Origin of the sequence: Pseudomonas sp. BIOMIG1BAC (assembly GCF_001705995.2) — a bacterium.
GTDB classification, from domain to species: Bacteria; Pseudomonadota; Gammaproteobacteria; order Pseudomonadales; family Pseudomonadaceae; genus Aquipseudomonas; species Aquipseudomonas sessilinigenes.
In genome coordinates, this window is the sequence record NZ_CP049045.1 from 1,351,452 (window position 1) to 1,376,785 (window position 25,334).

Consider the following 25,334-nt stretch of genomic DNA (forward strand, 5'->3'; position numbering starts at 1 on the left):
GAGGCCTTCAGCCCTGCACCGGGCTTGCTGGCCTCTTGGCTGGCAAGCCGGTTCCTGCGGTAGGGCGGGTTACTTGTAGCTTTTCTGCATGATCGCCAGGGACTTCTTCGCCGCAGCTTCCAAGCCGTCGTTGACGTTGTTGATAATGGCCACGAGCTTCGGGTTCTGCAGCACATCGACGCCGGGGTAACGCTGCTGGGCCAGGCGCGAGACGATGATGTACTGGGTCACCGCGTAATGCAGCTTGAACTGGCCGCTGTCCCGGGCCTTGGCAATGGCGGCTTTGACAAAGGCCTGGCGCTCGGCCGTGGTCATGCCCTTGAACAGGTCGGGGAGATCGAAGTGGATCTCGGCCGAGAAAATCGCCACCTCTTCATCCCGCGCCTCGTCGTACATCACCTGCTTGCTGGTCACGCGCTTCTTGAGGTCGGCAAAGCGCTGTTCGCCTTCGGCCAGTTGCTCAGGGCTCATCTTGCCTTTCAAGGCATCCAGCTGGCTGGTGTCCTCGGTGTTGTCGATGATCTTCAGCCAGGCATAGGCCTTCACCAGGTCGCCGGACTCTTCGGCTGCGTCGGCCAGGTTCTGTTGCGGTTCCGGGTTGCCGTGCAGCGCCGAGCGCTCCAGCCAGCGCAGGGCCAGCTCGCGGTCCTTGGGAATGTCCTTGTCGCCGAACCAGTAGGTGGCGTACATGCCGTACTCGGCGCACCAGTCGTTCTGCGACGCCGAGTAGGCGATGTAGTGGAAGGATTCGCGGTTGCGCTCGGCCTTGGGCTTGTCCGTTTCCTGATCGGTGGTGGTGGACAGGTAGCAGAAGGCCCGGGTGTAGTGCGGCGCGGCCATGGCGAAGCAGCTCTTGGCGCTCTTGTAGTCCTCGGCCTCGTCCAGCTTGTAACCGGCGCCGTACAGCACATCGGCGTCCATGGACGGGTTGCAGTATTCGTTAGGTGTCACCTTGGGCAAGACACTGTCCAGCGTCAGCTTGGGCAAGGTGTCATTCAGGTCGGGGACTTTGGGTTCGGTGTTTTCCGGAGCGGTGGTGGCGCAAGCCGCCAGCAGGACAGCCAATGCCAGTGGCAGTGCGTTGAACAATTTCAATGGATATTCCCTGATCGGCGAATGAAAGAAGTCGCGCATGAAATCAGCCAGGGACGGCAAAGGAGGGGAGCGTGAGCAGTTCCGTGCTTGAGGAGCGACGCCAGCGATTCCATGCTGCATGAACCCAGGGGTTCAAGGGCGGGCATTCTACTGGGATTGAGACGGGGTACAACCTGAACTGCGTGTGCACCGGCATGTCGGTTACCGAGCAAAGCAGAAACGATCGGCAGCTACCAAGCAGTGGCTTCGGGCAGACGCGGATCTCTATATTCGGCGCACGTTGGCGCCCGCCCCGAGCCTTGGTGCAGGGTGGGTGGTTTGAATGAGCAAGGAGTGCGGGTGTGCGTTATGTCGGCAAGGTGCTGGTGGGGCTGGTGATGCTCTGCTGTGCGGCGGGAGCCTTCTTGTGGGGCTGGGATTTCTTTGCACTCAGGTTCACCGGTGTCCATGCCACGGCCCAGGTGGTCGGCGCTTCCCGATCACGAATGGTCGGGGTGCAGAGCGGTAACCTATCACTCCACCAGAACGGTGTCCTATGTGACTGCTGACGGCAGCGTGATGACCCACACCTTCGACAGCGAGTTTCCCGAGACACAAGTGGGCGACACGGTGGGGGTTTTCTACAACCCCACCAAACCCGCCGAGGTGATCCCCGATACCTGGACCCACTTGTACTTCGCTTCGTTGATGAGCATTGGCGCCCTGGCGGCGCTGGGCATGTTATTTGGCCTCTGAATGGCCTGCGGCCGCGGCGTTGTCGGGGTTGCGCTTGGCCAGGATGGCCAGGCCCTGGGCTACGGTGTCCTCCAGGCCGAGGTTTTCATTGACCAGCAGGGCGTGCAGCGCCGGGTCTTGCCACAGGTTCACGGCGGGGGCCGTGAGGTTGGCTTGCCGGGCAATCAGCACGTAGGCGTAGAGCTGGCGGCGCTTCTGGAAGTCCGGATTGGGCTCCAGGGCATCCACCACGTTGGCCATGAACTGCCGACGCTGCAAGGGCGACAGGCCCTCGAATGCCTGGGGGTGGTTCATGTAGACGTCGGCCATGTGCAGGGCGATCAGCTCCTTGCGGTCGGCCTTTTTGCGCAGCTCCTGCGGTGGCAACTGAGTGAGTAGCTGCTGGTAGTGCTGCTCGCCTTCGGCGATTTGTGCCGGGCTCATGGCCTGCTTCAGCGGCTCGATGTTCTCGGCATCGCCCAGCACCCTGGCCCAGGCATAGGCCAACGCCAGCTTGTTCTGCTTCTTGCTCTGGCTGAGCATTTCCTCCTGCGCCTCGAGTGCGCCGTGCCGCGCCGAGCGTTCGAGCCAGGCCATGGCCAGGGCCTTGTCGGGTGGCTGCTTCAATTTGCCGATGCTGTAGATGTCGTACAGCGCCCACTGCGCGCAGCCTTCGTTTCTCCTGGCGGCATAGGCGATGTAGTTGAACGCCTCGCTTTTGACATAGACGTTGGGACGCTCGGCGGTGACCATGGCCAAGCTGCAAAGGCTGCGGGTGTAGCGGGGGGCGGCCATGGCCAGGCAGCTCCTGGCCATTTGCACTGCTTCGCTGGCGAACTGGGTACGCAGCACACCATGGGTTTCCTGGTCTTCATCGATCAGCAGGCGGCCGATGCCAAACAGCAATTCGCTGTCCATGTCCGCCGTGCAATACGCATTGGCCTCGGCCTTGGGCAGGATCTGCTCCAGGCCGAGGTCGGGCAGGCTCTGGTCCAGTTTTTCGTCTGGCGAGGAGGGCTCGCAGCCGGTCAGCAAGGTGAACAGGGCCAGCGGCAGGGCACTACGACAGTTCAATGGCTAGTCTCTGGGGGATCGATCAAGGGCATGGCGTGTCCTGGCGCGTGGCTGTTACGCACAAGCGCCGGGTGAGTTGTTAAGACTCGGCAGGGTCAGAGCTTGGCGGCCAGGCCGAAGCGCTTCATCAGCCCCTTCTCCAGCAAGCCCTTGGGCAAAAGGTTGGCCAGTAGCGGCAGGGCGCGGCTGCCGTTGCCCAGGCGGACCAGGCGCGGCGGGTTGGGTTGTTGCACGGCCTTGAGCAGGCCAGCGGCGAATTCACTGGCCGGGGTCGGCTTGTCCTGGGAGGCCTTGGCCCGGGAGCGGATGCCCTCGCGCAGCGGCCACCAGGGCGATTGTTCGTTGAGCAGTTGTTCGGCTTCATGCCCGGCGTTCTTGGCAAAGCTGGAGGCGATGGCCCCGGGCTGCACTTCCATGACCTTGATGCCGAACGGCGCCAGCTCCATGCGCAGGGCATCGCTCAAGGCGTGCACTGCGGCTTTCGAGGCGCAGTAGGCGCCGGCAAATGGCGTGACCAGCACCCCGGACACACTGCCGATATTCACCACCAGGCCACGGCTGCGGCGCAGCACCGGGAACAGCGCCCGGGTCACCCCGACCACTGCGAACACGTTGGTTTCGAACTGGCGCTGCATGGCTTCCACGCCACCGTCCAGCAGCGGGCCCATGGCGCCGTAGCCGGCGTTGTTGATCAGTACATCGAGGCCGCCGTGCTGCTGGTTGATGTCCTCGGCCAGGGCGGCCAGGGCCGCGCCGTCATTCACATCCAGCTGCACCGCGTGGAAGCCGGCGGCTTGCAGGGCGGCGACGTCCTCGGCCTTGCGGGCGCTGGGCAGGACGGTGTAGCCGGCCTGTTTGAAGGCATCCGCCAGGGCGCGGCCGATGCCGCTGGAACAACCGGTGATCAACGCTACGGGCATGGCGCGGTCCTTGTGCTGGGCGATGGGAAGGGGATCAGCGAGAGAAACTACCCTGTAAACGCTCGGCGCGAAACTCCAGGGTTTGCGGGCGATAGCCCGGGCGTAGCGGTGGCAGGGGCAGGCAGTCCTGCCAGCTGGCGCCGGCCTGCAATTCGCCGGGGCCGCGATAGCGTGGGGCGCTGTATTGGTTGTCGGCAAGGTTGACCGTGTCGCCCGGGGCGTAGGCGGCGACGCGCCAGCGCAGTTCAATCAGGGGGACTTTGTTGCCGTTGTTGAGCTTGACCTGTAGCGGGCGGTCGGCGGGGCAGTGTTCGGGGGCGTAGGCCAGGCGCAGTTCCAGGCGCGCTAGCTGCTGGGCTTCGCGGTTGTCCAGCCAGACCACCCAGCCGGCCACCAGGGCCAGGCCGCAGGCGGCGGCCAGGGACACGGGCAGGGCTTTGGCGGGGTAGCGCAGGAGCAGGATCAGCCAGGTAATGATCAGCAGGACGCCGATGAACATGACGCGAACCTCTGGGGAATGTGGGTGCATCCTACCTAAGCGTAGGTGGGGTTGGCGATGGTGGGGGTTGTGGGGCGGGGCGGCCTGATAGCCGGCCCGGGCTCTTTGGGTTTTGTGTACATATCCGTTGCTGCGGGTGTGGCGGCTGGCGGTTTCGCCCTTACGGCGAGTCCCTTTTGTCAGTCGACACAAAAGGAACCAAAAGGTCTTGCCCCCACGTCCGGCCGCTCGCTGCGCTCGGGTTCCCTCGTTCCGGTACTTCTCAGGGGGCATCGCTTCCAGCGATGTCCTCGACTGCGTCGAGGGGCGCTGCGCGCCATTCCCCTGATAAGCACCTGCACTCGGCCTCCCCAGGGGGCGGGTGAATCAAGATCACAAGCCCCACGGCGCGCCCTACCGGGCGGCGCATCGCGGGTGGGGTGTGCGTGTTTGGCATCGCTTCGTGTAGCCGCTGCCGAAGGCTGCGCATGGGCGCGCAGCGGCCGCTGGGTCTTGAATTCGCTGAAGGTCCTTCGGCTCTTGTCGCAGCCTCGCGGGCTCGGCAGCGGCTACACGAGGTGATGTGCTTTCCAGGTCAATGGCATGGACATAAACTGCGACGCCTTTGTCGTTGCTCCGTGTCGAACCCGGACTAGCCTTTGAGCGTCGCTGCCCATTCAGCGACTGGGCTTGGTAACCCATTTCGATACAGGCGCAAGAGCGCCACATATCACTATTGCAGGCGCTTTTTTTGTGTCTGCACATCCGTGCAATGGCAGCTGTGCGTGGTAGGGCTCGCCCCTGCCGGGTTCCTGTATCTCCGGTTTACCAACCTGCGCGCAGCTGCCCCCCTTCGCTTGGCAGCCCGTTTTGATACAGCTGCCGCAGTGCCCCCTTTCGCTATTGCAAGCTCGTTGTGCGCCTGTGTATTCGTGCAATGGCAGCTGTGCGTGGAAGGGCTTCAGCCCTGCCGGGTTCTTGTATCTCCGGTCGACCAATCCACGCACGGTTGCCCCCCATAGCAGGGCTGTGCATTTTCTGGTGCAGAGGGGCACGGCAGTGATCAATGAGATGGGTTGGAGATGAAGGAGAGGGGATAGGCCTGCAGATCGTTCCCCCCGCATTTGAAGGAGGGAACGATCACGGGGCGTTTTAGTTCAGGTACTGACTATCACGAATCCGCCGACCCAACACGTCCAGCAGATCGCAACCGTCCCGCAGTAGGATGGCGCAGGCATGGGCGAATTGCGTGAGATCCGTGGCATCGGCGTGGCGGCTGTCCATGTGCACGATGCTTTCCATCAGTTGAGTCACCGCGAGGATGCGGTAGGCGGCGCTGGCATGGAGTTCGTCCAAGGGCGCTCGGGTGTCGATAAACAGGGTGGGAGTGGAGGATTCGTTGCTAGTTAGCGCGATACGGTCGGTCATGCTGTGCTCCAAAGAAACAGTGCTGGAAAACTGCGTTCCTGAGAAAACAACCGAGCCGTCAACCTCGATCACGAATGAGTCGTAACAGGCGCGAGGATAGGGAGCGAGAAGAGGGCGGTCAACCCGATATGTGTAGCCTTGAACGACCTTTTGTATCCACAGATGGCTGTTGATCTGGCTTGCCGCTTGAGGCTTGCCCCTTGGCACTGCTTCTGAAAAAAATCCCCCTGTCCAACCGCCTGCGGATAGGGGACGCAGGCGACCGGAAGGGGGTGAAAGGACTCGCTGGCAACGACTATCTGCTTCTACTTGCAGCTTGCCGCTTGAAACTTGCTGCTGCTCTTACTGAGCGATGGTCTTGACCGAGATGCCGCGCTCCAGCGGGGTCGAGCGGCCGTAGATATCCTCAAAGCGTTCGATGTCGTCTTCGCCCAGGTAGCTGCCCGATTGCACTTCGATGATCTCCAGGGGAATCTTGCCGGGGTTGCGCAGGCGGTGCACCGAGGCGATGGGGATGTAGGTGGACTGGTTCTCGGTGAGCAGGAACACGTTCTCGTCACAGGTGACTTCGGCGGTGCCGCTGACCACGATCCAGTGTTCGGCGCGGTGGTGGTGCATCTGCAGGGACAGGCACGCACCCGGCTTGACCGAGATGTGCTTGACCTGGAAGCGCCCGCCCATGTCTACCGAGTCGTAGGAGCCCCACGGACGGTAGACCTCGCAGTGGTTCTGGGTTTCGCTGCGGCCTTGTTCGTTGAGGGTGTTGACCATCTGCTTCACGCCTTGGACCTTGTCCTTGTGGGCGATCATCATGGCGTCCTTGGTCTCGACCACGACGATGTTCTCCAGGCCGATCACCGACACCAGCTTGCCGTTGCCGTGGATCATGCAGTTCTTGCTGTCCTGGATCACCACGTCGCCCTTGCTGACGTTGCCGTCGGCGTCCTTTTCATGCACGTCCCACAGCGATGACCAGCAGCCCACGTCGCTCCAGCCGGCACTGAGCGGCACCACGCAGGCGCGCTGGGTCTTTTCCATCACCGCGTAGTCGATGGAGTTGTCCGGGCAGCAGGCGAAGGTGGCTTCGTCGATCATCACGGTGTCCGGGTCCTGCTGGCTGCGTTCCAGGGTCAGCAGGCAGGTGTCGTAGATGTCCGGATCATGTTTTTTCAGCTCTTCGAGGAAGCGGCTGGCGCGGAACAGGAACATGCCGCTGTTCCAGAAGTAGCCACCGGCCTGGACGAACTCGGTGGCGCGTTTTTCATCGGGCTTCTCGACAAAGTGCGAGACCCGGCTGACGCCCTCCGGCAGTAGCGCATCGTGGGTCGACTTGATGTAGCCGTAGCCGGTTTCCGGCTTGGTCGCCGGTACGCCGAACAGCACCATCTCGCCGCGCTCGGCGGCCACGGTGGCCAGGGCCAGGGCCCGCTGCAGGGCTTTCTGGTCGTCCATCACGTGGTCGGCCGGCAGCACCAGCATCAGCTCGTCGCGACCTTCGTTGACCAGCATCATCGCGGTCAGGGCCACGGCCGGCGCGGTGTTGCGGCCGAAGGGCTCCATCAGGATGCGCTGGGATTCGAGGCTGCGGTTGCTCAATTGTTCGTTGACGATGAAGCGGTGGTCCTTGTTGCAGACCACGATGGGGGTGTCCATGCCTTCGAACACCAGGCGCTCCAGAGTCTGCTGGAACAGCGTGTGTTCGCCGGTCAGGGCGAGGAATTGCTTGGGGAACTGCTTGCGCGAAAGCGGCCAAAGACGTGAGCCGCTACCACCTGACAAGATCACCGGAATCATGTTGTTACTCCTAATAAATGCAGTTGCGAGCCGCAAGCTGCAAGCGACAAGTTAAAAGCTCTTCACTTGCCGCTTGAGGCTTGTGGCTGATAGCTCGCGCGGTTAGCGCGTTGATACGGGGCGCTTGACCCAGACCGGCGACAGGTTGCTGCCGTTGCCGGTGACGTAGAGCACCGCCGCTTCGCCGCGCTCCAGGGCCACGGGCTTGAGGTCGCTGACCTTCTTCTGGCCGTCGTACAGGGCGAAGCTGACCTTCACCGGGTTGATTTCGCGTTCGCCGCGGCCCTTGGCGGCCACGGCCTGGACCACGTCGGTCTTGCCGTCGGCGGTCTTGAGCGTCAGGGCCTGGTCGCTGAGGTTCTGCACTCGCACCAGGGATTTCTGCTTGTTCTTGAACGGCGGCTCCTCGATCAGTTGCGGCTGGCCGCTGGCGTTGTTGACCAGGGTGTAATAGTGGTCGGCGGCCAGTTTCACCGGCACGCTCTGGCTGCCCAGCTTGGCGGTGTAGTCGCCGCCGGGCATGAAGCTGAAGTCGCTGCTGGCCAGGGGCGCGACGTCGTTGACGTTGGTGCTGCCGATGGTGGCGCTGACTTCGCTGTTGCTGGCGTTGTAGATGCGCACGAAGGTCGAGCCCTTGGGCGCGGTGGGGCCGTACAGCGCGGCGTCGCCCCCGGCGAAGGCGGGCAGGGACAGGACGCTCATGCCGGCAGCCAGGGTGATGGCCTTGGCGAGACGACGCGGATTGATAGTGAAAGTCATGGGTGTCACCTCTCTTTTCAGTTGTGTGCCCGGTCGGGCGTCTCGGATTTGTTCAGTGCCACAGTTTGTTGGCGGGCACCGGTTTGCTTGAGCTCTGCGACCCACTGCGGGTCGGCGTCGCCAATTTCGTTGTTCACCGGCAGGTAGCGTTCAGGGAATTCCCAGATCAGCACCTGGGGCGGGTGGTTCTTGAAGTCGTCGCTTTTGAGGTAGCTGAGCATCGGCAGGATCGGGCCGTGGCCGTCCTCGGCGTAGCTCAGCACATCGCTGTGCAGGGCCTGCTTGAGGGCGCCGACGAAGTTCCAGTTGGGGTTGGCGCTGTAGCTGGTGCCCACCAGGGTCACGGGCACTTCGTGGTCGGCGAACAGGTTGTCTGCGGCGCCGGCCTGCTCCCCAGCGGCGTGGGTCTCGCGTTTTTGCAGGGGCTCCGGGGCCGGCATCAGGTTCTCGAACAACGGGTCCAGGGGCAGGAAGCGGCGCAGGTCGCCCTTGTGCTTGACGGTCTCCTGGGTCTGGGTGACGAAGCGTTGTGGCTGGCCACTGAGCGGGGTCTTGGCGGCGATGGCCTGGGCCAGTTGGTGGGCGACGACTTCGGCGCCGGCCGGCGTCCAGTGGGTGTCGGTGCGCAGGAACACTGGCTGGCCCTGTTGCTTGGCCTGTTGCAGGGGCCCCAGCAGGTCGGGGGCGAGGATCTTGTCGGCGGCCACCCGGGCATGGAAGTCCTGGTAGAGGTTGGCGTGGATGCGCGCCGGGCGCACGGCGTCCAGGTGTTCCGGATACAACCGCACCTTGGCCGGGACGATCGCCATCACCAGTTTCACCCCGTGCTGCTTCAAGGTCTGGCGCACACCCTCGACCAGGGCGTAGTTGCCCTGCAGGTTGAGTTCCTCGTTGACCACCGGATGGAATTCTTCATCGCTGTACAGCCACTGGTCGCGGCCGAGGATCACCCCCGGACGACCCTCGTTGAACAGCTTGAAGTCCAGCGCGGCCCAGAGGTTGGTACCCAGGCGCTTGATCGGGAACTGGTCGTCGTAATGGGTTTCCACGGCCTTGGTCCAGCGCCCGTTGAGCACGGTGGCGTCACTGTTGGTGCTGAAGCCGAAGAAGCTGCGCGCCGACCATAGACCCAGGACCAGCAGGGTCACCAGGAACAGTGCGACGTAGAACAGGCGTAATGAGCGGGTCATGGGCGGCCTCCTCAGAACTGGAAGTACAGGAACGGCGAAAAGCTTTGCGCCGAGAGTTTGAGAATCGAGGCGATGAACAGCAGCAGCACCAGGGCGCGCATGGCATAGCGCGACCAGTCGGCGCTCCAGTAGGCCGGTTGCACCTGGGCCTCGCGGCCGACGATGTAGCCCGGCTGGTGGATGCTGCCGGGGTTGTCGCCGGGTGCTGCCTTGATCAGGCCGGGTTGGGCAGTGGCCGGGCCATCGGCTTGGGTGTCCAGGGCCGGGCCGGTTTCGGGCTTGCCCTTGGTCGGCGCCGGGTTGCGATACAGGTCGCGCAGGCCGAAGAACGCCAGGGTCAGGTAGGCCACGACCAGGGTCGCCACTTGCAGGCCGGTGAGGCTGGCGCGGTTGAGTTCCGACAGCGACCAGTCGCCGAAGCTGAACATGGCGCCGTACATGCGCCCGGCCACGTGCAGGTTCTCGGCGCGGAAGATCACCCAGCCCATCACCACCAGCAGGAAGGTCAGGGCCCAGCGGATCGGGTTGAGGCTGCGTGGGCTGGTGTTGATGCCCAGGGCCTTCTCGATGGCCAACCACATGCCGTGCCAGGCGCCCCAGACGATGTAGGTGAAGTTGGCGCCGTGCCACAGGCCGCCCAGGAGCATGGTCAAGAACAGGTTGCGATAGGTGATCAGGGTGCCTTTGCGATTGCCGCCCAGGGTGATGTACAGGTAGTCGCGCAGCCAGGTGGACAGGCTGATGTGCCAGCGCCGCCAGAACTCGGTGATCGACTGGCTGATGTAGGGCTGCTTGAAGTTCTCCATGAAGCGAAAGCCCATCATCAACCCGAGGCCGATGGCCATGTCGCTGTAGCCGGAGAAGTCGAAGTACAGCTGCGCGGTGTAGGCCAGGGCGCCCAGCCAGGCGTCACCCGTGGTGGGGTGTTGCAGGGCGAAGCAATGGTCGGCGACCACCGCCAGGGTGTCGGCGATGAACACCTTCTTGATGAAGCCCTGCATGAAGCGCGTGCAGCCTTCGGAGAACTTGTCCAGGGTGTGGGTGCGGTGGTTGAACTGGTCCGCCAGGTCGCGAAAGCGCAACACCGGGCCGGCGATCAGGTGCGGGAAGATCGCCACGAACGCTGCGAAGTCGATCAGGTTGCGGGTCGCCGGGGTGTCGCCGCGGTAGATGTCGATGATGTAGCTGATGGACTCGAAGATGTAGAACGAGATACCGATCGGCAACAGCACGTGGGTCAGGATGAACGGCTCCAGGCCCATGGAGGTCATGATCGCGTTGAGGCTTTCGACGCCGAAGTTGGCGTACTTGAAGTAGCCGAGGATGCACAGGTCCACCGCCACTCCCAACAGCAGCCAGCGCTGGGCGGGCTTGGTCATGACGCCGGCGGCGCCGACCTTCAGGCCGATCCAGTAGTTCCACAAGGTGACCGCGGCGAACAGCGCGAGGAAGTCCACCCGCCACCAGGCGTAGAACACGTAGCTGGCGATCAGCAGCAACAGGTTGCGATAGCGTTGCCCGCTCACGTAGTACAAGCCGAGGAACACCGGCAAGAACAGGAACAGGAACACATTGGATGAGAAAACCATCCCGAGCTCTCCATGTTTAACCAATAGTCAGGGGCCGCAGCCCCCCCCAAACCCCCCCGTGGAAAACCATGGGAGGCGTATTGCATTCACCGACGCCGTCCGGCGTGCGCATCAACCCTCACAACGTCCCCTGTAGGTTCTGTGCATGGCCTACAGGCCTTTGTTGCCCTTTTCATGGTTCGGGTCGTAGACCTTGGTCAGGTCGCCGCCCAGGCGGAAGGTCTTGAACGGCTGCATCTTGTGCTTGCGTTCCAGCACATCCGGGGCGCAGGTGTAGAGGCTGCAGAAGGGCTCGAGCCAGGCGAATTTCGCGTCGACCTTGAGGTCGGTCATGTCCTGCTGCTTGCCGTTCTTGCGCTCGAAGGTGTCCGGGTCCTTGACCCCGGCCAGCACCCGCTCGCCCAGGCGCTTGAGCGCGCTGTTGTTTTCCTGGCGCAGATCGACGCCGTTGACCTGGGCGAAGCTGGCGATCATCGCCAGCGGCGGCAGGGCGTAGTTGTGGTAGGCCAGGGCCCGTTGCTGGCGCTTGAGTTCGTTGGGCAGGTAGCCGTCGGCGTCGACCTGGCCTGCGCCGACCTTGTATTCCTTGACGGCCCAGTCGAACAGGTCGCGGCGGTTGGTGGCCACGGCGGTGGCCATTACCGACCAGGCGGCCCAGTAGGAATGGTTGTTGGTCTTGTCCAGGGGCAGGTTGTCCCAGTCGCTGACCACCTGGTCGGCCATCTTGCCGAACCAGGCCTCGATCTTCTGCGCCTGCTCCTGGTGAGTGGCCAGGGGATGGGAGTCGGAGAACTTCAGCCGCAGGTAGGCCGAGGCCATGCTGCCCAGGGCCCATTTGCGCATGGACTTGCCGGTGTGGTTGAAGTCCTTGGACATCAACGCGTCGGCCTGGGCCCAGGCACTGAGCCAGTTCAGGGTGCAGTCCAGCTGCTGCGGACGACCGTCGCGCATGAACTGCATGACCTGCTTGCTGGTGCCGCGCTCGATCTTGGTGATGTCCGCGGTGCTGTCATGGAAGGCCTGTTGCGATTGCACGTTGAGGGTCGCCCGGGCCTTGTCCGAGCCTTCGTACTTGCTGCGAAACTGCAGGGCGCCGGTGTAGGGGGCCGGCATCGCATCGCAGCCGTCACTGTTGTCGCCGGTCTTGAACTTGTCTACCGGGGCGTAGTAGCCCTGGGGCGGGCGCAGCGGCGCGGCGGCCTGGGCACTGCCAGCGACCATCGCCAGCCCCAGCAGGCCCGGTATCAGTAGTTGTGTCACGCGTGTGCTTTGCATGGATAACCTCACTGCCCGATCTGCGCGGTGCGTTGCTCGGCGCTCGGGAACACGTTGCGTTTGCAGATTTTCGCTTCGACCTTCTGCAAGGCGGTGCCGGCCTCGGGGCCCTGGATTTCCACCGCCAGCAGGTTTTGCGCGGCCCAGTCCTCGTCGGTACGCAGTTCGAAGGCGAAGCGCCCGTCGGTGTCGGATGTCTCCGGTTTTTCGATCTTGATGTCCTCGTGCCGGCCGTTCATGTACCAGAGGGTGGCCTGCAGGGTTTTCACCGAGGTGTCGGCGAAGCGGATGTCCACCTGGTGGGCGCTGTTGCGCAGGTCCTTGTTCTGGCTGTTGACCAGCAGCTCGTTCTTGCCGGGCTTCAAGGTGGTGCTGGCGCTCATCTGCGCCGGCTTGCCTTCGCAGCCGTTGTCCAGCAGCGCCATCATCTGCCGGTAGATGGTTTCCTGGTCCAGGCGGTACAGCGGCGAGAACTCCCAGATCAGGATCTTCGGCGGGTTCTTCTGGAACTCCTCGCTGCCCAGGTATTGCAGCATCGAGCCTTCCAGGCCGCCGCCGGGGAAGGCGACGTTGAGGATGTCGGCACCGATGGCCTCTTCCAGGAAACCGGCGAAGTTGTAGTTCTTGCCGCTGTGGCTGGTGCCCACCAGGGTGATCTGCGGGTTGCCGGAGTCGCCGAACAGATCGCCATCGCCGGCCTCGCCCTTGGGTTCGGTGGTGAACTGGTCCATGTACTGGATCGCATAGCTGGTGCCGCACAGCTGCCCGGCCATGTTGTGCAGGGTGCCGGTCTTGCCCATGCGCCCGGACTTGTGGGTCTGGAACTCGCGCCGGGGAATGTCGGCGAACGCCGGCAGGTGCTTGACCTTGTCGGCGACGATCCGCGCCGTGCGCTGGGCGCCGTAGGGGGTCCAGTGCTGGTCCCCACGGAAGTAGAAGTCGTGGGCCGGCAGGGTCTCGGGCAATTGCTCGTCGGTCAGCGGCGACAGGTCCGGGACCACGTAGCCCATCTGCGCGAAACGCCCGAGCATGGCCTTGTAGTTGGCCAGGGCCTTGTCGTAGTCGAAGCGGGCTTTTTCCGCCGGGTTGAGCTTGTTGCGGTTCACCAGGCCGCGGGTCGGCTGGTAGACCACCACCAGTTCCACGCCCTTGCTCTTGAAGGCTTCGTGCAACTGCTTGAGGCGGCGATAGCCTTCGGGTGTGGTGTTGAACTCGGTACGCAAATCTTCCTGGGTACGGAACAGCCAGTCGCCCTGTGCCTGTACCAGGGTGGTGAAGTTCTGCTGGTAGCGGGTCACGTAGTTCTTCGCATCGTGGGCGGCCGGGCACAGGTTGCAGCATGGCTCGGCCTTGAACGACGGCGCGGCGACCTCATCGGCCCGGGCCGTGGCGCTGGCAGCGAGGATGCCCGCGGCGAGGGCCGACAAGCCCAGGAATTTGATCAAGTGTGGGTGCATGCAAGTCATCCTCAATCGCGCATTTCGGTCTGGCGTTCGACGGGGTCGATCAATACGGCTTTGCGCTGGCGTACCAGCAGGTCGAGAATTTCGTCCTGGCGCTCGCCCAGCACGCCGGAGAAGCTGATGCCGCTGCTCTTGGTCGGTGCCAGCATCGACACCCGGTACAGCTCCACACTCAGGGGCGAGTCGATGGACATCGGTCCGCTGCCGTTGGCCGCCAGCTCGCCGCCGACCACGATCAGCGAGACCTGGGCATCGAACGGGTCGAGCTTGATGTCGCGGTCGGTGTTGGTCAGGTCCTTGATGTGGCCGTAGACCCCGGTCAGACCGTTGGCCATGGCGATGTTTTCGTACAGGCGGATGTTGACGCTGTTGCGGATGCGGATGCCGTGGCGGCGGTTGCTGACTACCTTGTTGCCGTAGATCAGGTTGTCGGCACTCTCGTAGAGGGTGATGCCGTCGGTGTGGTTGCGGTAGATCTCGTTGTAGGCGATCAGGTTGTTGATGCTGTTACGGTCGATCACCAGCCCCGAGAGGTGGTTGTCGTAGCTGCGGTTGTTGAAGATGAAGCTGTCGTTCACCTCCCGGGAAATGATGATGCCGTGCTTCTTCCGGGTGCCGTAGACGGTGTTCTCGGCAATGATCAGACCGTGGGAACGGTCGTGGGGGTCGATGCCGTAGACGATGTTGTCGCGGTAGGTATTGCCTTTGAGCACGAAGCCTTCGGTCTCGTAGCAATAGAAGCCGTACCACATGTCCGAGAACGCAGAATCGATGATCCAGCCGGTGGGCTCGGGGCGCTTGAGTACCTTGGCCATGTTCGGCGTGTACTGGGAAATGCTCACCCCGTAGGACTTGGAATTGGCGTAGCCGAAGCTGGCCATCTTGCTGTTGGCGATGTAGGTCTGGGTGCCGCCCCAGGCCAGCAGGAAGGGGCGAAACTCCTTGGCCGAGCGGAAGGTCGCCGGGCCGTTGTCCTTCTCGCGCCAGCCGGTGACCTGGGTATCGCGCACGAACAGCTGGCCATCGTTGACCAGGAACGCGCCGGCTTCCTGGGACAGGCGCAGCTCGCGGGTCTGCTGGTCGATCTCCAGGATGCCGTGGCGCCCGACCACGATCGGCAGGCGGGCCAGGTAGACCCCAGGGGCGGTTTCGCTGATGTACTGCTTGGGCAGCTTGCCTACCAGGTCCTTGAGGTTGACGTAGCCATCGTCGACGAAGATCGCCTGGGGAATGCCGTGTTGGCGCACCACCCATTCGGCCATCTTGTTGTCGCCGCCGATGAAGTCCTTCAGGGCGTCTTCCTGCATCATCCGCCGCACGCTGATCTTGCCCGGCTTGCTGCGCACGATCTTCGCCGCCACGGCTTCGGCGGTGTAGCCGGAGAGGTCGGGCAGGGTCGGCTTGGCCAGGGCCAGCGGTTCGGTGGGGGCGCTGCTGACGGTATAGGTCTTGGCCTGTTGCAGCTCTTTGGCAACGATCGGCGCCTTGGCCGCCTCGACGTTGCCCAGGGCTGTGCCGCTGGCCAGCAGCAGGGCGCCGGCCAGCAGGCCCAGGGAGCCTTTGTGCAGCGGGGTGTGGGGATGGCGATGCATCTGGGGGACTCCGTTCATGGCTGGCCTCAGAAGCGCCAGATCACGTCGATGAAGGCGCGGTGCATATAGGAGTCGACGTCCTTGCCGTAGGCGTCGCCGGGCTTGAACACGCCACCGCGAAAACGCACCAGGGCCGCGGGCTCGTCGATCGACTGGCTCAGGGCCGCCGGCAACAGGCCTTGCTTGAAGTACTTGGTGACCACCAGGTCCATCTCCTGGCCGAGGTCCTTCTTGCCGTCTTGCAGGGGGAGCGAGGTGCTGCCCAGCAGGGCGCCGGTGGTGTCGTCGTAGTTGTTGTCCACCGCGTTGATACCGTTGCTGCCCACCGGCTTGTTGCCGTCCACGCGCCAGAACTTGTGGTAGACCAGGCTGGCGTCGTAGTCCTCGCGCAACTGCCAGGCGCCGAACAGGGTGGCGGTCTGGGTGTTGTTCATTTCGCCCCGGAAGGCTTCGCCGAAGCGGTGCACCCGGGAGCGGGTGCCGGTGTAGTTGGAACGGTTGCTTTGCAGGCCGTTCTGCTCGTACTCGGCGCTGGCCCGGGCATAGGCCGCGCCCACTTGCCAGTTCGGGTCCAGGCGCAGGCGCACCCCCAGGTCGGTGGCCCAGCCGTTGAGGTTGTCCCCGCGCTTGGCCTGGGTCGGGCGACTGCCGTCGGCGTTCAGCGGGTTGACCGTGTCGCGGTCGCCGCGCATGCCGGTGAGGCTGGCCCAGTAGTTGACGGTATTGGTGTTGCGCCAGTTATAGGCGTCGCTGTTGGCTTCCAGGCCGAGCCAGGTCAGGTCGCCGTTCTGCTTCTTGTCCAGCGGGTCGCTGGCGACTCCGGGCTCGGCATAGTCGAGCTTGCCGTCATCGTGGGTGTGATGGGCGCGAATGCCCACCCATTGGCCGGGCGTCCACTGGTAGGCGACGTCGGCGTAGGCGTGCAGGCGGTCCTTGTCCTTGGGCGCCAGTTCCTTGAGGTCGGTGCGGTATTCGCTGAAGCGCTCGGCCAGGCCCAGGTTGGCCCGCAGCAGGGTGGTGTCGAAGGTCCAGTTCAGCGCTTCGATGTTGGTGTCGCGCCATTGGCCGTCGTCGTTGCGCAGGCGCTGGCGGCCGAACTTCAGTTGCTCGCCGGGGTAGGCGGTGAAGCCGCTGTAGCCGACCCAGAACTCGCGCAGGGCCAGGTAGTTCTTCTTGGCCTTGCGGTCGTCGTTGGCCGACTGCTGGCTGGCATCGTCGCTGGATTGTTGCAGGGTGTCGGTCTCGATCACATCGGTGGAGGTCACCGCCTGGCCCATGGCATAGGCGCTCCAGTTGCCGCTTTCGCCATAGACCCAGGGACGCAGGTCCAGGCCGATGCCGTTGACGTCGCCGCCACGCTGGGTACCCAGGTCGCGGTCGTCCTCGGATTGCGCGGTGATCTTCACTTCCAGACCGAAGTTCTTGGTTTCGCTCAGTGCCGCGAAAGAGGGTGTCGACCAGGCCAGGGCGCAACCCAGGGCAAGCCCCAGCTTCGACAGGCGCAAGGGGGCCTGGCGGTCGCAGCCTGCGGCAGCGGCTACAAGGTGAGTAGAGCGTTTCATAGGGATTCCTCGCCGTCTTCTTCCTGCAGGGCCTGCAGTTGCAGCGTGCTCTGGGCCAGGGTGCCGCGTACGGCCTGTTCCTGTTGCAGCAGGCGCTGGGCTTCGGCGCGTTGGCCGGGGGGCAGTTGTTCATCGAGTTGCTGGGCCAGTTCGTTGGCCTGGGGGGTGTCCTGGACCTTGGCCAGCTGGCTGAAGACGTAGGCATTGACCGGATCGGGGCGGGTGCCGCGGCCCTGGGAAAACAGCTGGGCAATGGCGAAGTCGGCGCTGTTCTGGCCGTTGCGGGCAGCGGTCAGCAGATGGTCCAGGGCCTTTTGCGGATACACCTGGCCCAGGTAGCCACGGCGGTAGATCTGCCCCAGGTAGTAGTCGGCGGCGACCTCGCGGCCCAGGGCTTGCTTGAAGTGTTGCTCGGCCACCTTGGCATCGGCCGGCACCCACTTGCCCTCGTAGTAGAGCTTGCCCAGCAGCAGTTCGGCGCGGGGCTGGTCGGCGGCGCGGCCGTTGTCCAGGTACTTGATCATTTGCTCGACGTCGCCCAGTTCGGGGAAGTCGTAGAGCAGTTGCGCCAGGCTGACCCAGGACGCCGGGTACACCGGGGCCACTTGCTCGAGCAGGGCCTGGGCGGTTTTTTCGTCGGGCTTGCCGAGGCTGGCGTCGCCCAGGACCCGGGCCACGCTGTCGACCCGCTGGGCGCTGACGGTGCCACGGCCATGGCTGGCTTGCAGTTGCTTGACCAGATCGGCTTGCTGCTCGGCCTGGCCGCGCTTCTGGTAGACGGTGGCCAGCTCGACGTAGCAGATATCGGTGCTGTTCAAGGAGGCCTTGCAGATCTTCTCCACCTCATCCAGGTGCTGGTCGTAGGTGCCCTGGGTGCGATACAGCAGGACCTGGGCCAGCCCGGCCTCGGGGTAGCCGGCGGCGCGCCATTGGCCGATCTGCCGCTGGGCGTCGACATTGGGGAAGCTGTGGGGATATTGCAGGTAGAGCATCGCCAGGGGGATCAGGGTGTTGCCTTCGCCGTTGGCGAAGGCCTTCTTCAACAGGCCCTCGGCTTCGTGCTGTTCGGCGTCGCTGGCCCCGGGCTTGGCCGCCAGCAACCGGCCCAGGCGCGCCTGGGCCCGTGGCGAGGTATCGGCGGCGGCGCGGTAGGTGGCCTCGGCCTGCTTGACCTGCGCCGGGTCGCGGCTTTCCACCTGGATATCCGCCAGGCCCACTTGCGCCTCGCTATAACCCAGGTCCGCCAGCTGGCGATAGTTCTGCTGGGCCAGGGCGGTATCGCCGCGCTTGAGGGCTTCGTTGGCCAGGCGCTGGTCCGGCAGGCCGGCGCAACCGGCCAGGGCCAGGGCAGCCACCAACGGCAACACCGCGAGTTGGGTAGGCGTGTTCATGGTTACAGACCCGCGGCCATGGCTTTGTCGATCAGCCAGTTCATCGAAGGCCCGCGGTCGCTGCTGACCTCCACCGGACGGCCGGCGAACTCGCTGCCCAGGGGCGCGTCGGGCTTGATCTGTACGCGGATATCCGAAGACAGGTCGTTGCCGTTGAGGCTGGTGCTGCTGACGATGGTGCCGGTGCGCACCTGGTCTTCGCCGGCGACCTGCAAGTTGACCTTGGTGCCCGGGCGCACGTCGCCGAACTGGCGGTAGGAGAAGCGCGCCTCGACAGTGGCCAGGCTGCCCCGTGGCACCAGTTGGTAGATCACGTCGCCCTTGCTGGCGTACTGACCGTCGGCCACCAGTTGCTGGGCCACGGTGCAGTCACAGGGCGAGGTCAGGGTGCCGGTCATCTGCTTGCCGAACAGCTCCTCGACCTTGGCTGGTTGTAGCTGGTTTTCGTCCAGGTGGCCCTTGAGCACATCCAGCATGCTGGTGCTGAAGCTGGCCAGGGGCGCGCCCTTGGCCACGTTGCCGTTGGCTTGCACCAGGCTTTGCACGGTGCCGTCGCGGGGCATGGTCACGTTCATTCCCGGCACATTCACCAGGCCAGCCTCGGCGTGGCTGACGAAGTACATGCCATACACCGACTTGAGGATGAAGCCGAAGGCGGCCAGGCCGACGATGAAGATCCCGGCACTGAAGGTCACGGCCCGCAGGCGGCCCAGGGGGCTCATGCCGCTGCTGTTGTCCTTGCTCTTGCGCGCCTTGGTGAAGTTGTCGCGCTGCAGGGTGGCGAGCACGTCGCCCATGCTGACGAGGTCGCCGGCCAGGTGCGAGGTGATCAGGTGGCGCAGGGTGGCGATGTCCTGGGGTTCCAGGTTCTGGAACTGGCAGCCGACGCGGCCGTTCTGGCGGTCGAAGGAGCGCACTTGCAGCTCCACGTCCATGGCCAGGCCGAGGTTGTCGATGACGAATTGCAGGCGGCCCTTGTGCACGCTGCCCACGGCCAGCAGTTGTTGCCTGGCGTTGAAGCTCAGGCCGCCGGCGGAGAGGTCGTGGATCCGCACCTCCAGGGGCTTGGCCTCGGTGCCGAAGAAGCGCAGCTTGGCCGGGATCCTGACCCGGGCGTGCTGGCGCTGGGCTTCGGATTCATGCACTACGTTGACGTTGACGGCGGTGTTCATAGGGTCGATTTCCTAGTTCATTCGGGCAGGGCGGTTCAGACCATCAGCAGCAGTACGGCGACGAATACGCTGCCGGCCGAGAAGGTCATGGTCCGGGACGACCAGGTGTTGAACCAACGTTGAAAACTGGCGAGGTCGCGGGTCAGCTTGGTGTCCTGGCGGGTCCAGGATTGCTGGTCGAGGCGGAAGAACACGTAGATCTTCACCAGGGCCCCGACGATCTGGTTGTAATAGAGGATCAGCGGATAGGCCGGGCCGATCCGGTGCCCCGAGCAGGACAACAGCAGGGTCAAGATCAGCCGGGTGATGCCGATCCACAGCAGGTAGGCGAGGATGAACGCGGTGCCGTACTTGAAGCTGGCGATGATGGCCACCGTCAGGCCCAGCAGCGAGGTCCACATCGATACCCTCTGGTCGAACAGCACCACGCTGGTGAACAGGCCCAGGCGCTTGATCCCCAGGCCCAGGGCCCGGGAGTTCTGCCGCAGGTTGTTGCCGTACCAGCGGAACATCAGCTTGCGGCTGGCCTTGATGAAGCTCTTCTCCGGCGGGTGCTCCACGGTGTTGATCGCCGCGTCAGGCACGTAGAAGGTGTCGTAGCCCAGGCGCATCAGGCTGAACCAGCTGGACTTGTCGTCGCCGGTGAGGAACTTGAAGCGGCCCAGGCGCCAGTGTTGCAGGGAGTCGCTCTCGACGTCGGCGATGAAGTCCGGGTCGGTGACCACGGTGGCGCGAAACACCGACATGCGTCCGGTCATGGTCAGCACCCGCTTGGACAGGGCCATGGAGCACATGTTGATGTGCCGCTGGGCGAAGCGCAGCTTGTGCCACTCGCTCATGATGTAGCCGCCGCGCACTTCGCAGAATTCGTTGGTGGTCAGGCCGCCGACATTGCCGAACAACTGGAACCAGGGCACGGTCTTGCGGACCACGCCTTCGGCCAGCACGGTGTCGCCGTCGATCACCGCGACCACGGCACGTTCGTCCGGCAGGTGGCGGGAGATGGCGCGGAAGCCAAAGGCCAGGCCGTCGCGCTTGCCTGTGCCGGGAATGCGCACGAAGTCCAGCTTGACCCGCTCGGGCGGGTTCATCCGCGCCCACAGGCTCTTGATCAGCAGCTCGTCGGACATCTCCACGATCGAGCAGACCACGGTGGTGGGAAAACTGCAGTCGATGGCTTCGCGGATCACCGAGCCGTAGACCTGGGCGGTGGTCAGCGCCTCGATGCGAAAGCTGGTGACCATCAGGTACACATGGGACGGGTCGGCCGCCTTGCCGAGCTTGCGCACTTTGCGCCGCAGGTGCGGGTAGACCACGTAGAGGAACAGCATGCCGCGCACAAAATGCGTGGCGCCCATGGAGTAGCGCCAGATGCCCACGGCACCGATCAGGAAGATGAAGTCCTTGGACTGCGAGTCGAAGGTCGAGGCGGGCAACAGCAGGGCCATCCCCATCAACAGACTCAGGTAGAACAGCCAACCGGCGGCCTGGAGCAGGCAGTGTTTTAGCCTGTGCATAATCAACGTCCTAAAATCAGTTGCAAGCTCCAAGCTGCAAGCGCGGTGCTCATACTTGCGGCTTGACGCTCGGAGCTTGCCGCTGCCGTTACCAGCAAATGCCTTCGGTACGGCCCTGGGTGCAGGTGCCCTTGGACATGAAGCCCACCAGGTCGATGACCTGCTTGCCGTGGGGGACGTCCTCGACCAGGGCGCGGAACTTCTCGTCGCGGTTGCCCAGGATGATCAGATCGGAATGGTCGATCACCGCGTCGAAGTCCGAATTGAGCAGGGACGAGACGTGGGGGATCTTCGATTCGATGTAGTCCTTGTTGGCGCCGTGGACCCTGGCGTACTCGACGTTGCTGTCGTAGATGCGCAGGTCGAAGCCCTTGCCGATGAGCATTTCCGCCAGCTCCACCAGCGGGCTTTCCCGCAGGTCGTCGGTACCGGCCTTGAAGCTCAGGCCGAGCAGGGCGACCTTGCGCTTGTCGTGGCTTTCGACGATGTCGAAGGCGTTCTGCACCTGGGATTCGTTGCTGCGCATCAGCGAGTTGAGCAGTGGCGCCTGTACGTCCAGGGCACCGGCGCGGTAGGTCAGGGCGCGCACGTCCTTGGGCAGGCACGAGCCGCCGAAAGCGAAGCCCGGGCGCATGTAGTACTGGGACAGGTTGAGGGTCTTGTCCTGGCAGACCACGTTCATCACATCGCGGCCATCGACGCCCACCGCCTTGGCGATGTTGCCGATCTCGTTGGCGAAGGTGACCTTGGTCGCGTGCCAGACGTTGCAGGTGTACTTGATCATCTCGGCGACCTCGATGTCCTTGCGGATGATCGGCGCGTCGAGTTCTTCGTAGAGCGCTTGCAGCACATCGCCGGAGGCCTGGTCGAGCTGGCCGATGACGGTCATGGGCGGGAAGTCGTAGTCCTTGATCGCGGTACTCTCGCGCAGGAACTCGGGGTTGACCGCGACGCCGAAGTCGACGCCGGCCTTCTTGCCCGAGCAGTCCTCGAGGATCGGGATCACCACGTTCTTCACGGTGCCCGGTAGCACCGTGCTGCGTACCACCACCGTGTGGCGGGTGGCTTTATCGCGCAGGACGAGACCGATTTCGCGGCACACCGATTCGATGTAGTCCAGTTCCAGGTCGCCGTTCTTCTTGCTCGGGGTACCGACGCAGATCATTGACAGGTCGGTATCGCGGATGGCTTCGGCGAAGTTGGTGGTGCCGCGCAGGCGGGCCGTGCGGATTCCCTGCTCCAGGAGTTCACCCAGGCCCGGCTCGACGATCGGCGACTTGCCGGCGTTGATCAGGTCGATCTTGTCTTTGGAGATATCTACGCCAACCACTTCATGGCCCCGGGCGGACAGGCAACCGGCACAGACTGCACCGACGTAACCCAAACCAAATATGCTGATGCGCATCGCATTTACCTCTGTGTTATTCACGCCATTAGATGGCCGGAGTTAATGTTTGCCAGCTGTAGTTGTGCACTGGGAAGTACGGCGAAATACGCGGTAGTATCCTGTGCGGGCAGACTAAGTTCCGAGTGACTTAATATTTGCACTCATGTTGTGCGCAACTGATCCTTGTTGTTTGGATGTGCCCTTGAATGTTGCCGACGGCTCCTGCTGCAGGACTCCCGAAAAACCATTCGTGTTCCTGTGGATGGCTGGATGCCACGTGGTTCGTGATCTCCAATTGCTTGTTGGGAGGCCTTGAAGGCCAGCTGCTCCTTGGCTTGTTAGGGGATAGTTAGGGGTCTTATCTCCTGTTGTTATTCGGTTAGTTCAAGTTTTCGTTACGCCGCTATAAGCGGTTTCATAACTTGCTTAGTTTTTAAGCTGTCCATGTAAGTCATCTCGTACAACGTCGTTGAGAATCGTTACCGGTGGTATGAACGGTCTCCGCAGGCATAGTTCCGGTCCGCTCATCCTGTTTTCTGAAATTTCTTTGAATATTGAAAAAGATGGCACTGCTCGCAATTTGATAGCACTAAGGGTTTCGCCCTTTAGTTATGGGGAGTTAAAGCAGTGGGATATTTTTGTGCCACTACCGGATAAAAAAAGTGGTGCCACTACTGAAAAAAATCACTCTTGTCGAGTGAAAGAAAAGTCATGGAATTACATGAAATTTTTATGGCGTCATTAAAATGACGATTTTTAGCGGGGAAATGTGTACATGATCACATTCTGGCGCGCTCGCCAGGAGCCGGCGAGCGCGGTAGGGGACGCGCTTTACTCCGGTGCGTGGTCGCGCAGGAACACCAGGTTGTCGGCCTTGGATTGTTCGGCGCTGAAACGGTAGCCCTGGACGTCGAACTGCTTGAGTTGGGCCGGGTCGTTAATGCGTTCCTGGATCACGAAGCGGCTCATCATGCCCCGGGCCTTCTTGGCATAGAAGCTGATGATCTTGTACTGGCCGTTCTTCAGGTCCTTGAACTCGGTATTGATGATCCGCGCCTGGAGGGCTGTGCGCTTGACCGCCGAGAAGTATTCGTTGGACGCCAGGTTGAGCAACAGGTCGTCGCCTTGCTCGGCCAGGGCTTCGTTGAGCCATTGGCTGATGCGAGTTCCCCAGAACGCATACAGGTCCTTGCCCCGGGCGTTGGCCAGCTTGGTGCCCATTTCCAGGCGATAGGGTTGCATCAGGTCCAGGGGGCGCAGCAGGCCATAGAGGCCGGAGAGCATGCGCAGGTGCTGCTGGGCGTAGTCGAAGTCCGCCTCGCCAAGGGTCTGGGCATCGAGCCCGGTATAGACGTCGCCCTTGAACGCCAGCAGGGCCTGCTTGGCGTTGGCGGGGGTGAAGGCCGGGGTCCAGCTGCCGAAGCGTGCGGCGTTGAGGCCGCCGATCTTGTCGGAGACGTGCATCAGCTCGCTGATCTGCGCCGGGGTCAGTTCCCGCAGTTGCTGGATCAGTTCCTGGGAGTGGTCGAGGTATTGCGGCTGGGTAAAGCGCTGGGTTACCGGCGGGGTCTCGTAGTCGAGGGTCTTGGCGGGTGAAATCACCATCAGCATGGGGCGTCTCCTTTAAGCGTCGGGGGATTCTAGGGGCTCGGGCCGTCGGACTCCACCTATCGAGGCAATAGCTGACGCGTGGCGCAGGTGGGGATCGGCTATAGTGCCGCGCGGGTTCTGTTCTGGAGGCATCCCTTTTGCGTATCGCGTTTTTCTTTTCGGCCTGGCTTTTGAGTGTGAGTGCGCTGGCGACGCCCAATGATGTGGCGACCCTGGACCGCAGCACCTGGCCGGAAAAGCTCGACAGTCCGACCCTGTTCGACGTTGCCTCGCGAGCGGAGATCCTCACGTTCGCCCGTGCCTTGCTGGTCAGCGAGTCCTGGGACGAGGCCTCGTTGAAGCAGCGCCTGGGGCTGCGCATGATCAACATGGAGGCCATCGGCAGCCTGCGTGAACAGCTGTGGAAGCGCCTGTTGGAGAACTACGACTTCGCCCAGCAGAGCTGCGACCAGGACGCCTCCTTCTGTTTCCTGGTGGAGAACATGCAGCAGCTGCGCAAGCAGGCCGGTAAGTTCCAGCTGGGCGAGGATTCCTATTACGCCCGCTGGGGCGAACCGAGCCGGACCTTCCATGAACAGTACCTGGACGAATTGTTGCGCAAGGCCGCCCTGGCCCCGCAGACCAGCAGCGAGGTCTTGCGCCTGGGCGAATACGAGCGCAATGGCGACGAACTCCATGACCGGATGTTCCTGCTGACTTTCGACAGTGCCGCCAACCTGGCGCCGGACAACACCGCCTGGCTCACCGAGTACCTGCGCAAGTCCAACCTCAACGGTACCTTCTTCGTCCTGGGCAACGATGTCCAGAGCCGCCTGAACCTGGCTTCGGTGGCCAGCCTGCAGTCCTTGTATTCGCGTCAGTGCGTTGGCGTCCAGGGCTGGGAGTTCCGCTCCCATAGCCATTGGCAGGATTGGCAGTACTCGATCCAGCGCAGTGCCGACCTGGTCAAGGGCAAGCTGCCGGAAAACTACGTGCCGCTGTTCCGCCCACCCATGGGCCAGCGCCGGGCAGACGCCCAGGCCTTCTTCAATGCCCAGGGCATGCAGGTGGCGTTGTGGGACATCGATGCCCAGGACGGCCCGGGCAAGCTCAAGGCCCAGGAGAGCGGCCAGCGGGTACTGACCCTGATGCTGTTGTGGCGCCGCGGAGTGATTGCCTTCAATGCCAAGCAGGATGGGGTCAAGGTCAGCCTGCCCTGGTTGCTGGGACAGACCGCGCAAAGCGGGATCGGTTGGGAAGACTGCCAGGATGCGTTTCGCTGAAAAACGCAAAATGCCCGTAAATACGGGACAAGGGCAGGAAAACCAGGGGAAAAGGGCAAAT

Annotated in this window: 20 protein-coding genes; 2 read left to right on the top strand and 18 right to left on the bottom strand. The window is 63.3% G+C overall.

Going from position 1 to position 25,334, the window contains the following annotated elements; all coding sequences use genetic code 11:
• Window positions 1–69: 69 nt before the first annotated feature.
• The gene (locus ATY02_RS06175) at window positions 70–1,095 is read right to left on the bottom strand and encodes a sel1 repeat family protein (RefSeq protein WP_225926558.1); all 1,026 of its coding nucleotides are present in this window, start codon (window positions 1,093–1,095) and stop codon (window positions 70–72) included.
• 537 nt (window positions 1,096–1,632) lie between these two features.
• Between ATY02_RS06175 and ATY02_RS06180 the strand changes: the two genes are divergently transcribed.
• Window positions 1,633–1,830 carry a DUF3592 domain-containing protein gene (locus ATY02_RS06180; protein ID WP_164823628.1) on the top strand — a complete coding sequence of 66 codons (198 nt, stop codon included), beginning with the start codon at window positions 1,633–1,635 and terminating at the stop codon, window positions 1,828–1,830.
• On the opposite strand, the gene ATY02_RS06185 is transcribed toward ATY02_RS06180, so the two are convergent.
• The 17 genes from ATY02_RS06185 to yaaA all read right to left on the bottom strand — a co-directional run bounded on the left by ATY02_RS06185 (window position 1,816) and on the right by yaaA (window position 24,011).
• Window positions 1,816–2,883, bottom strand: a complete 1,068-nt coding sequence (locus tag ATY02_RS06185; protein WP_068583237.1) for a hypothetical protein — start codon at window positions 2,881–2,883, stop codon at window positions 1,816–1,818. The genes ATY02_RS06180 and ATY02_RS06185 overlap by 15 nt on opposite strands.
• Before the next feature lie 95 nt (window positions 2,884–2,978).
• Window positions 2,979–3,803 (bottom strand): SDR family oxidoreductase, encoded by an 825-nt coding sequence (locus tag ATY02_RS06190; RefSeq protein WP_022642425.1) that lies wholly within the window; start codon window positions 3,801–3,803, stop codon window positions 2,979–2,981.
• A 34-nt stretch (window positions 3,804–3,837) separates the two neighbouring features.
• Window positions 3,838–4,302, bottom strand: coding sequence for a multidrug transporter (locus ATY02_RS06195; protein WP_068583234.1), 465 nt, complete (start codon window positions 4,300–4,302; stop codon window positions 3,838–3,840).
• A gap of 1,131 nt (window positions 4,303–5,433) precedes the next feature.
• Entirely contained in the window at window positions 5,434–5,709 is a 276-nt protein-coding gene (locus ATY02_RS06200; protein WP_068583231.1) for a short-chain dehydrogenase, read from the bottom strand.
• Window positions 5,710–6,051: 342 nt separating this feature from the next.
• Window positions 6,052–7,503 (bottom strand): mannose-1-phosphate guanylyltransferase/mannose-6-phosphate isomerase, encoded by a 1,452-nt coding sequence (locus tag ATY02_RS06205; protein ID WP_068583228.1) that lies wholly within the window; start codon window positions 7,501–7,503, stop codon window positions 6,052–6,054.
• A gap of 102 nt (window positions 7,504–7,605) precedes the next feature.
• Window positions 7,606–8,262, bottom strand: coding sequence for an alginate O-acetyltransferase AlgF (locus ATY02_RS06210; RefSeq protein ID WP_053134255.1), 657 nt, complete (start codon window positions 8,260–8,262; stop codon window positions 7,606–7,608).
• Between the two features lie 17 nt (window positions 8,263–8,279).
• Window positions 8,280–9,452, bottom strand: coding sequence for an alginate O-acetyltransferase (locus ATY02_RS06215; RefSeq protein WP_068583225.1), 1,173 nt, complete (start codon window positions 9,450–9,452; stop codon window positions 8,280–8,282).
• 11 nt (window positions 9,453–9,463) lie between these two features.
• Window positions 9,464–11,041, bottom strand: a complete 1,578-nt coding sequence (locus ATY02_RS06220) for an MBOAT family O-acyltransferase (protein WP_068583222.1) — start codon at window positions 11,039–11,041, stop codon at window positions 9,464–9,466.
• A 150-nt stretch (window positions 11,042–11,191) separates the two neighbouring features.
• Entirely contained in the window at window positions 11,192–12,316 is a 1,125-nt protein-coding gene (locus ATY02_RS06225) for a mannuronate-specific alginate lyase (RefSeq protein ID WP_068583220.1), read from the bottom strand.
• An 8-nt stretch (window positions 12,317–12,324) separates the two neighbouring features.
• Entirely contained in the window at window positions 12,325–13,773 is a 1,449-nt protein-coding gene (locus ATY02_RS06230; RefSeq protein ID WP_068583217.1) for an alginate O-acetyltransferase, read from the bottom strand.
• Window positions 13,774–13,784: 11 nt separating this feature from the next.
• Complete coding sequence (gene algG, locus ATY02_RS06235; protein ID WP_068583215.1) at window positions 13,785–15,371, bottom strand: mannuronan 5-epimerase AlgG; 1,587 nt, start codon at window positions 15,369–15,371, stop codon at window positions 13,785–13,787.
• A 26-nt stretch (window positions 15,372–15,397) separates the two neighbouring features.
• Window positions 15,398–16,933, bottom strand: a complete 1,536-nt coding sequence (locus ATY02_RS06240; protein ID WP_416220654.1) for an alginate export family protein — start codon at window positions 16,931–16,933, stop codon at window positions 15,398–15,400.
• On the bottom strand, window positions 16,930–18,324 hold the full coding sequence (algK, locus tag ATY02_RS06245) for an alginate biosynthesis TPR repeat lipoprotein AlgK (protein WP_068583210.1): 1,395 nt from the start codon (window positions 18,322–18,324) through the stop codon (window positions 16,930–16,932). The genes ATY02_RS06240 and algK overlap by 4 nt, the downstream gene beginning before the upstream one ends.
• 2 nt (window positions 18,325–18,326) lie before the next feature.
• Window positions 18,327–19,496: an alginate biosynthesis protein Alg44 gene (locus tag ATY02_RS06250; RefSeq protein ID WP_068583205.1), complete on the bottom strand. Its 1,170-nt coding sequence runs from the start codon at window positions 19,494–19,496 to the stop codon at window positions 18,327–18,329.
• Between the two features lie 35 nt (window positions 19,497–19,531).
• Entirely contained in the window at window positions 19,532–21,013 is a 1,482-nt protein-coding gene (alg8, locus tag ATY02_RS06255) for a mannuronan synthase (protein WP_068583202.1), read from the bottom strand.
• Between the two features lie 88 nt (window positions 21,014–21,101).
• On the bottom strand, window positions 21,102–22,418 hold the full coding sequence (locus ATY02_RS06260; RefSeq protein ID WP_068583199.1) for a nucleotide sugar dehydrogenase: 1,317 nt from the start codon (window positions 22,416–22,418) through the stop codon (window positions 21,102–21,104).
• 813 nt (window positions 22,419–23,231) lie between these two features.
• On the bottom strand, window positions 23,232–24,011 hold the full coding sequence (gene yaaA, locus ATY02_RS06270) for a peroxide stress protein YaaA (protein WP_068583196.1): 780 nt from the start codon (window positions 24,009–24,011) through the stop codon (window positions 23,232–23,234).
• Window positions 24,012–24,148: 137 nt separating this feature from the next.
• On the opposite strand from yaaA, the gene ATY02_RS06275 reads away from it, so the two are divergent.
• Window positions 24,149–25,273, top strand: a complete 1,125-nt coding sequence (locus ATY02_RS06275) for a polysaccharide deacetylase family protein (protein WP_068583193.1) — start codon at window positions 24,149–24,151, stop codon at window positions 25,271–25,273.
• Window positions 25,274–25,334 lie beyond the last annotated feature (61 nt).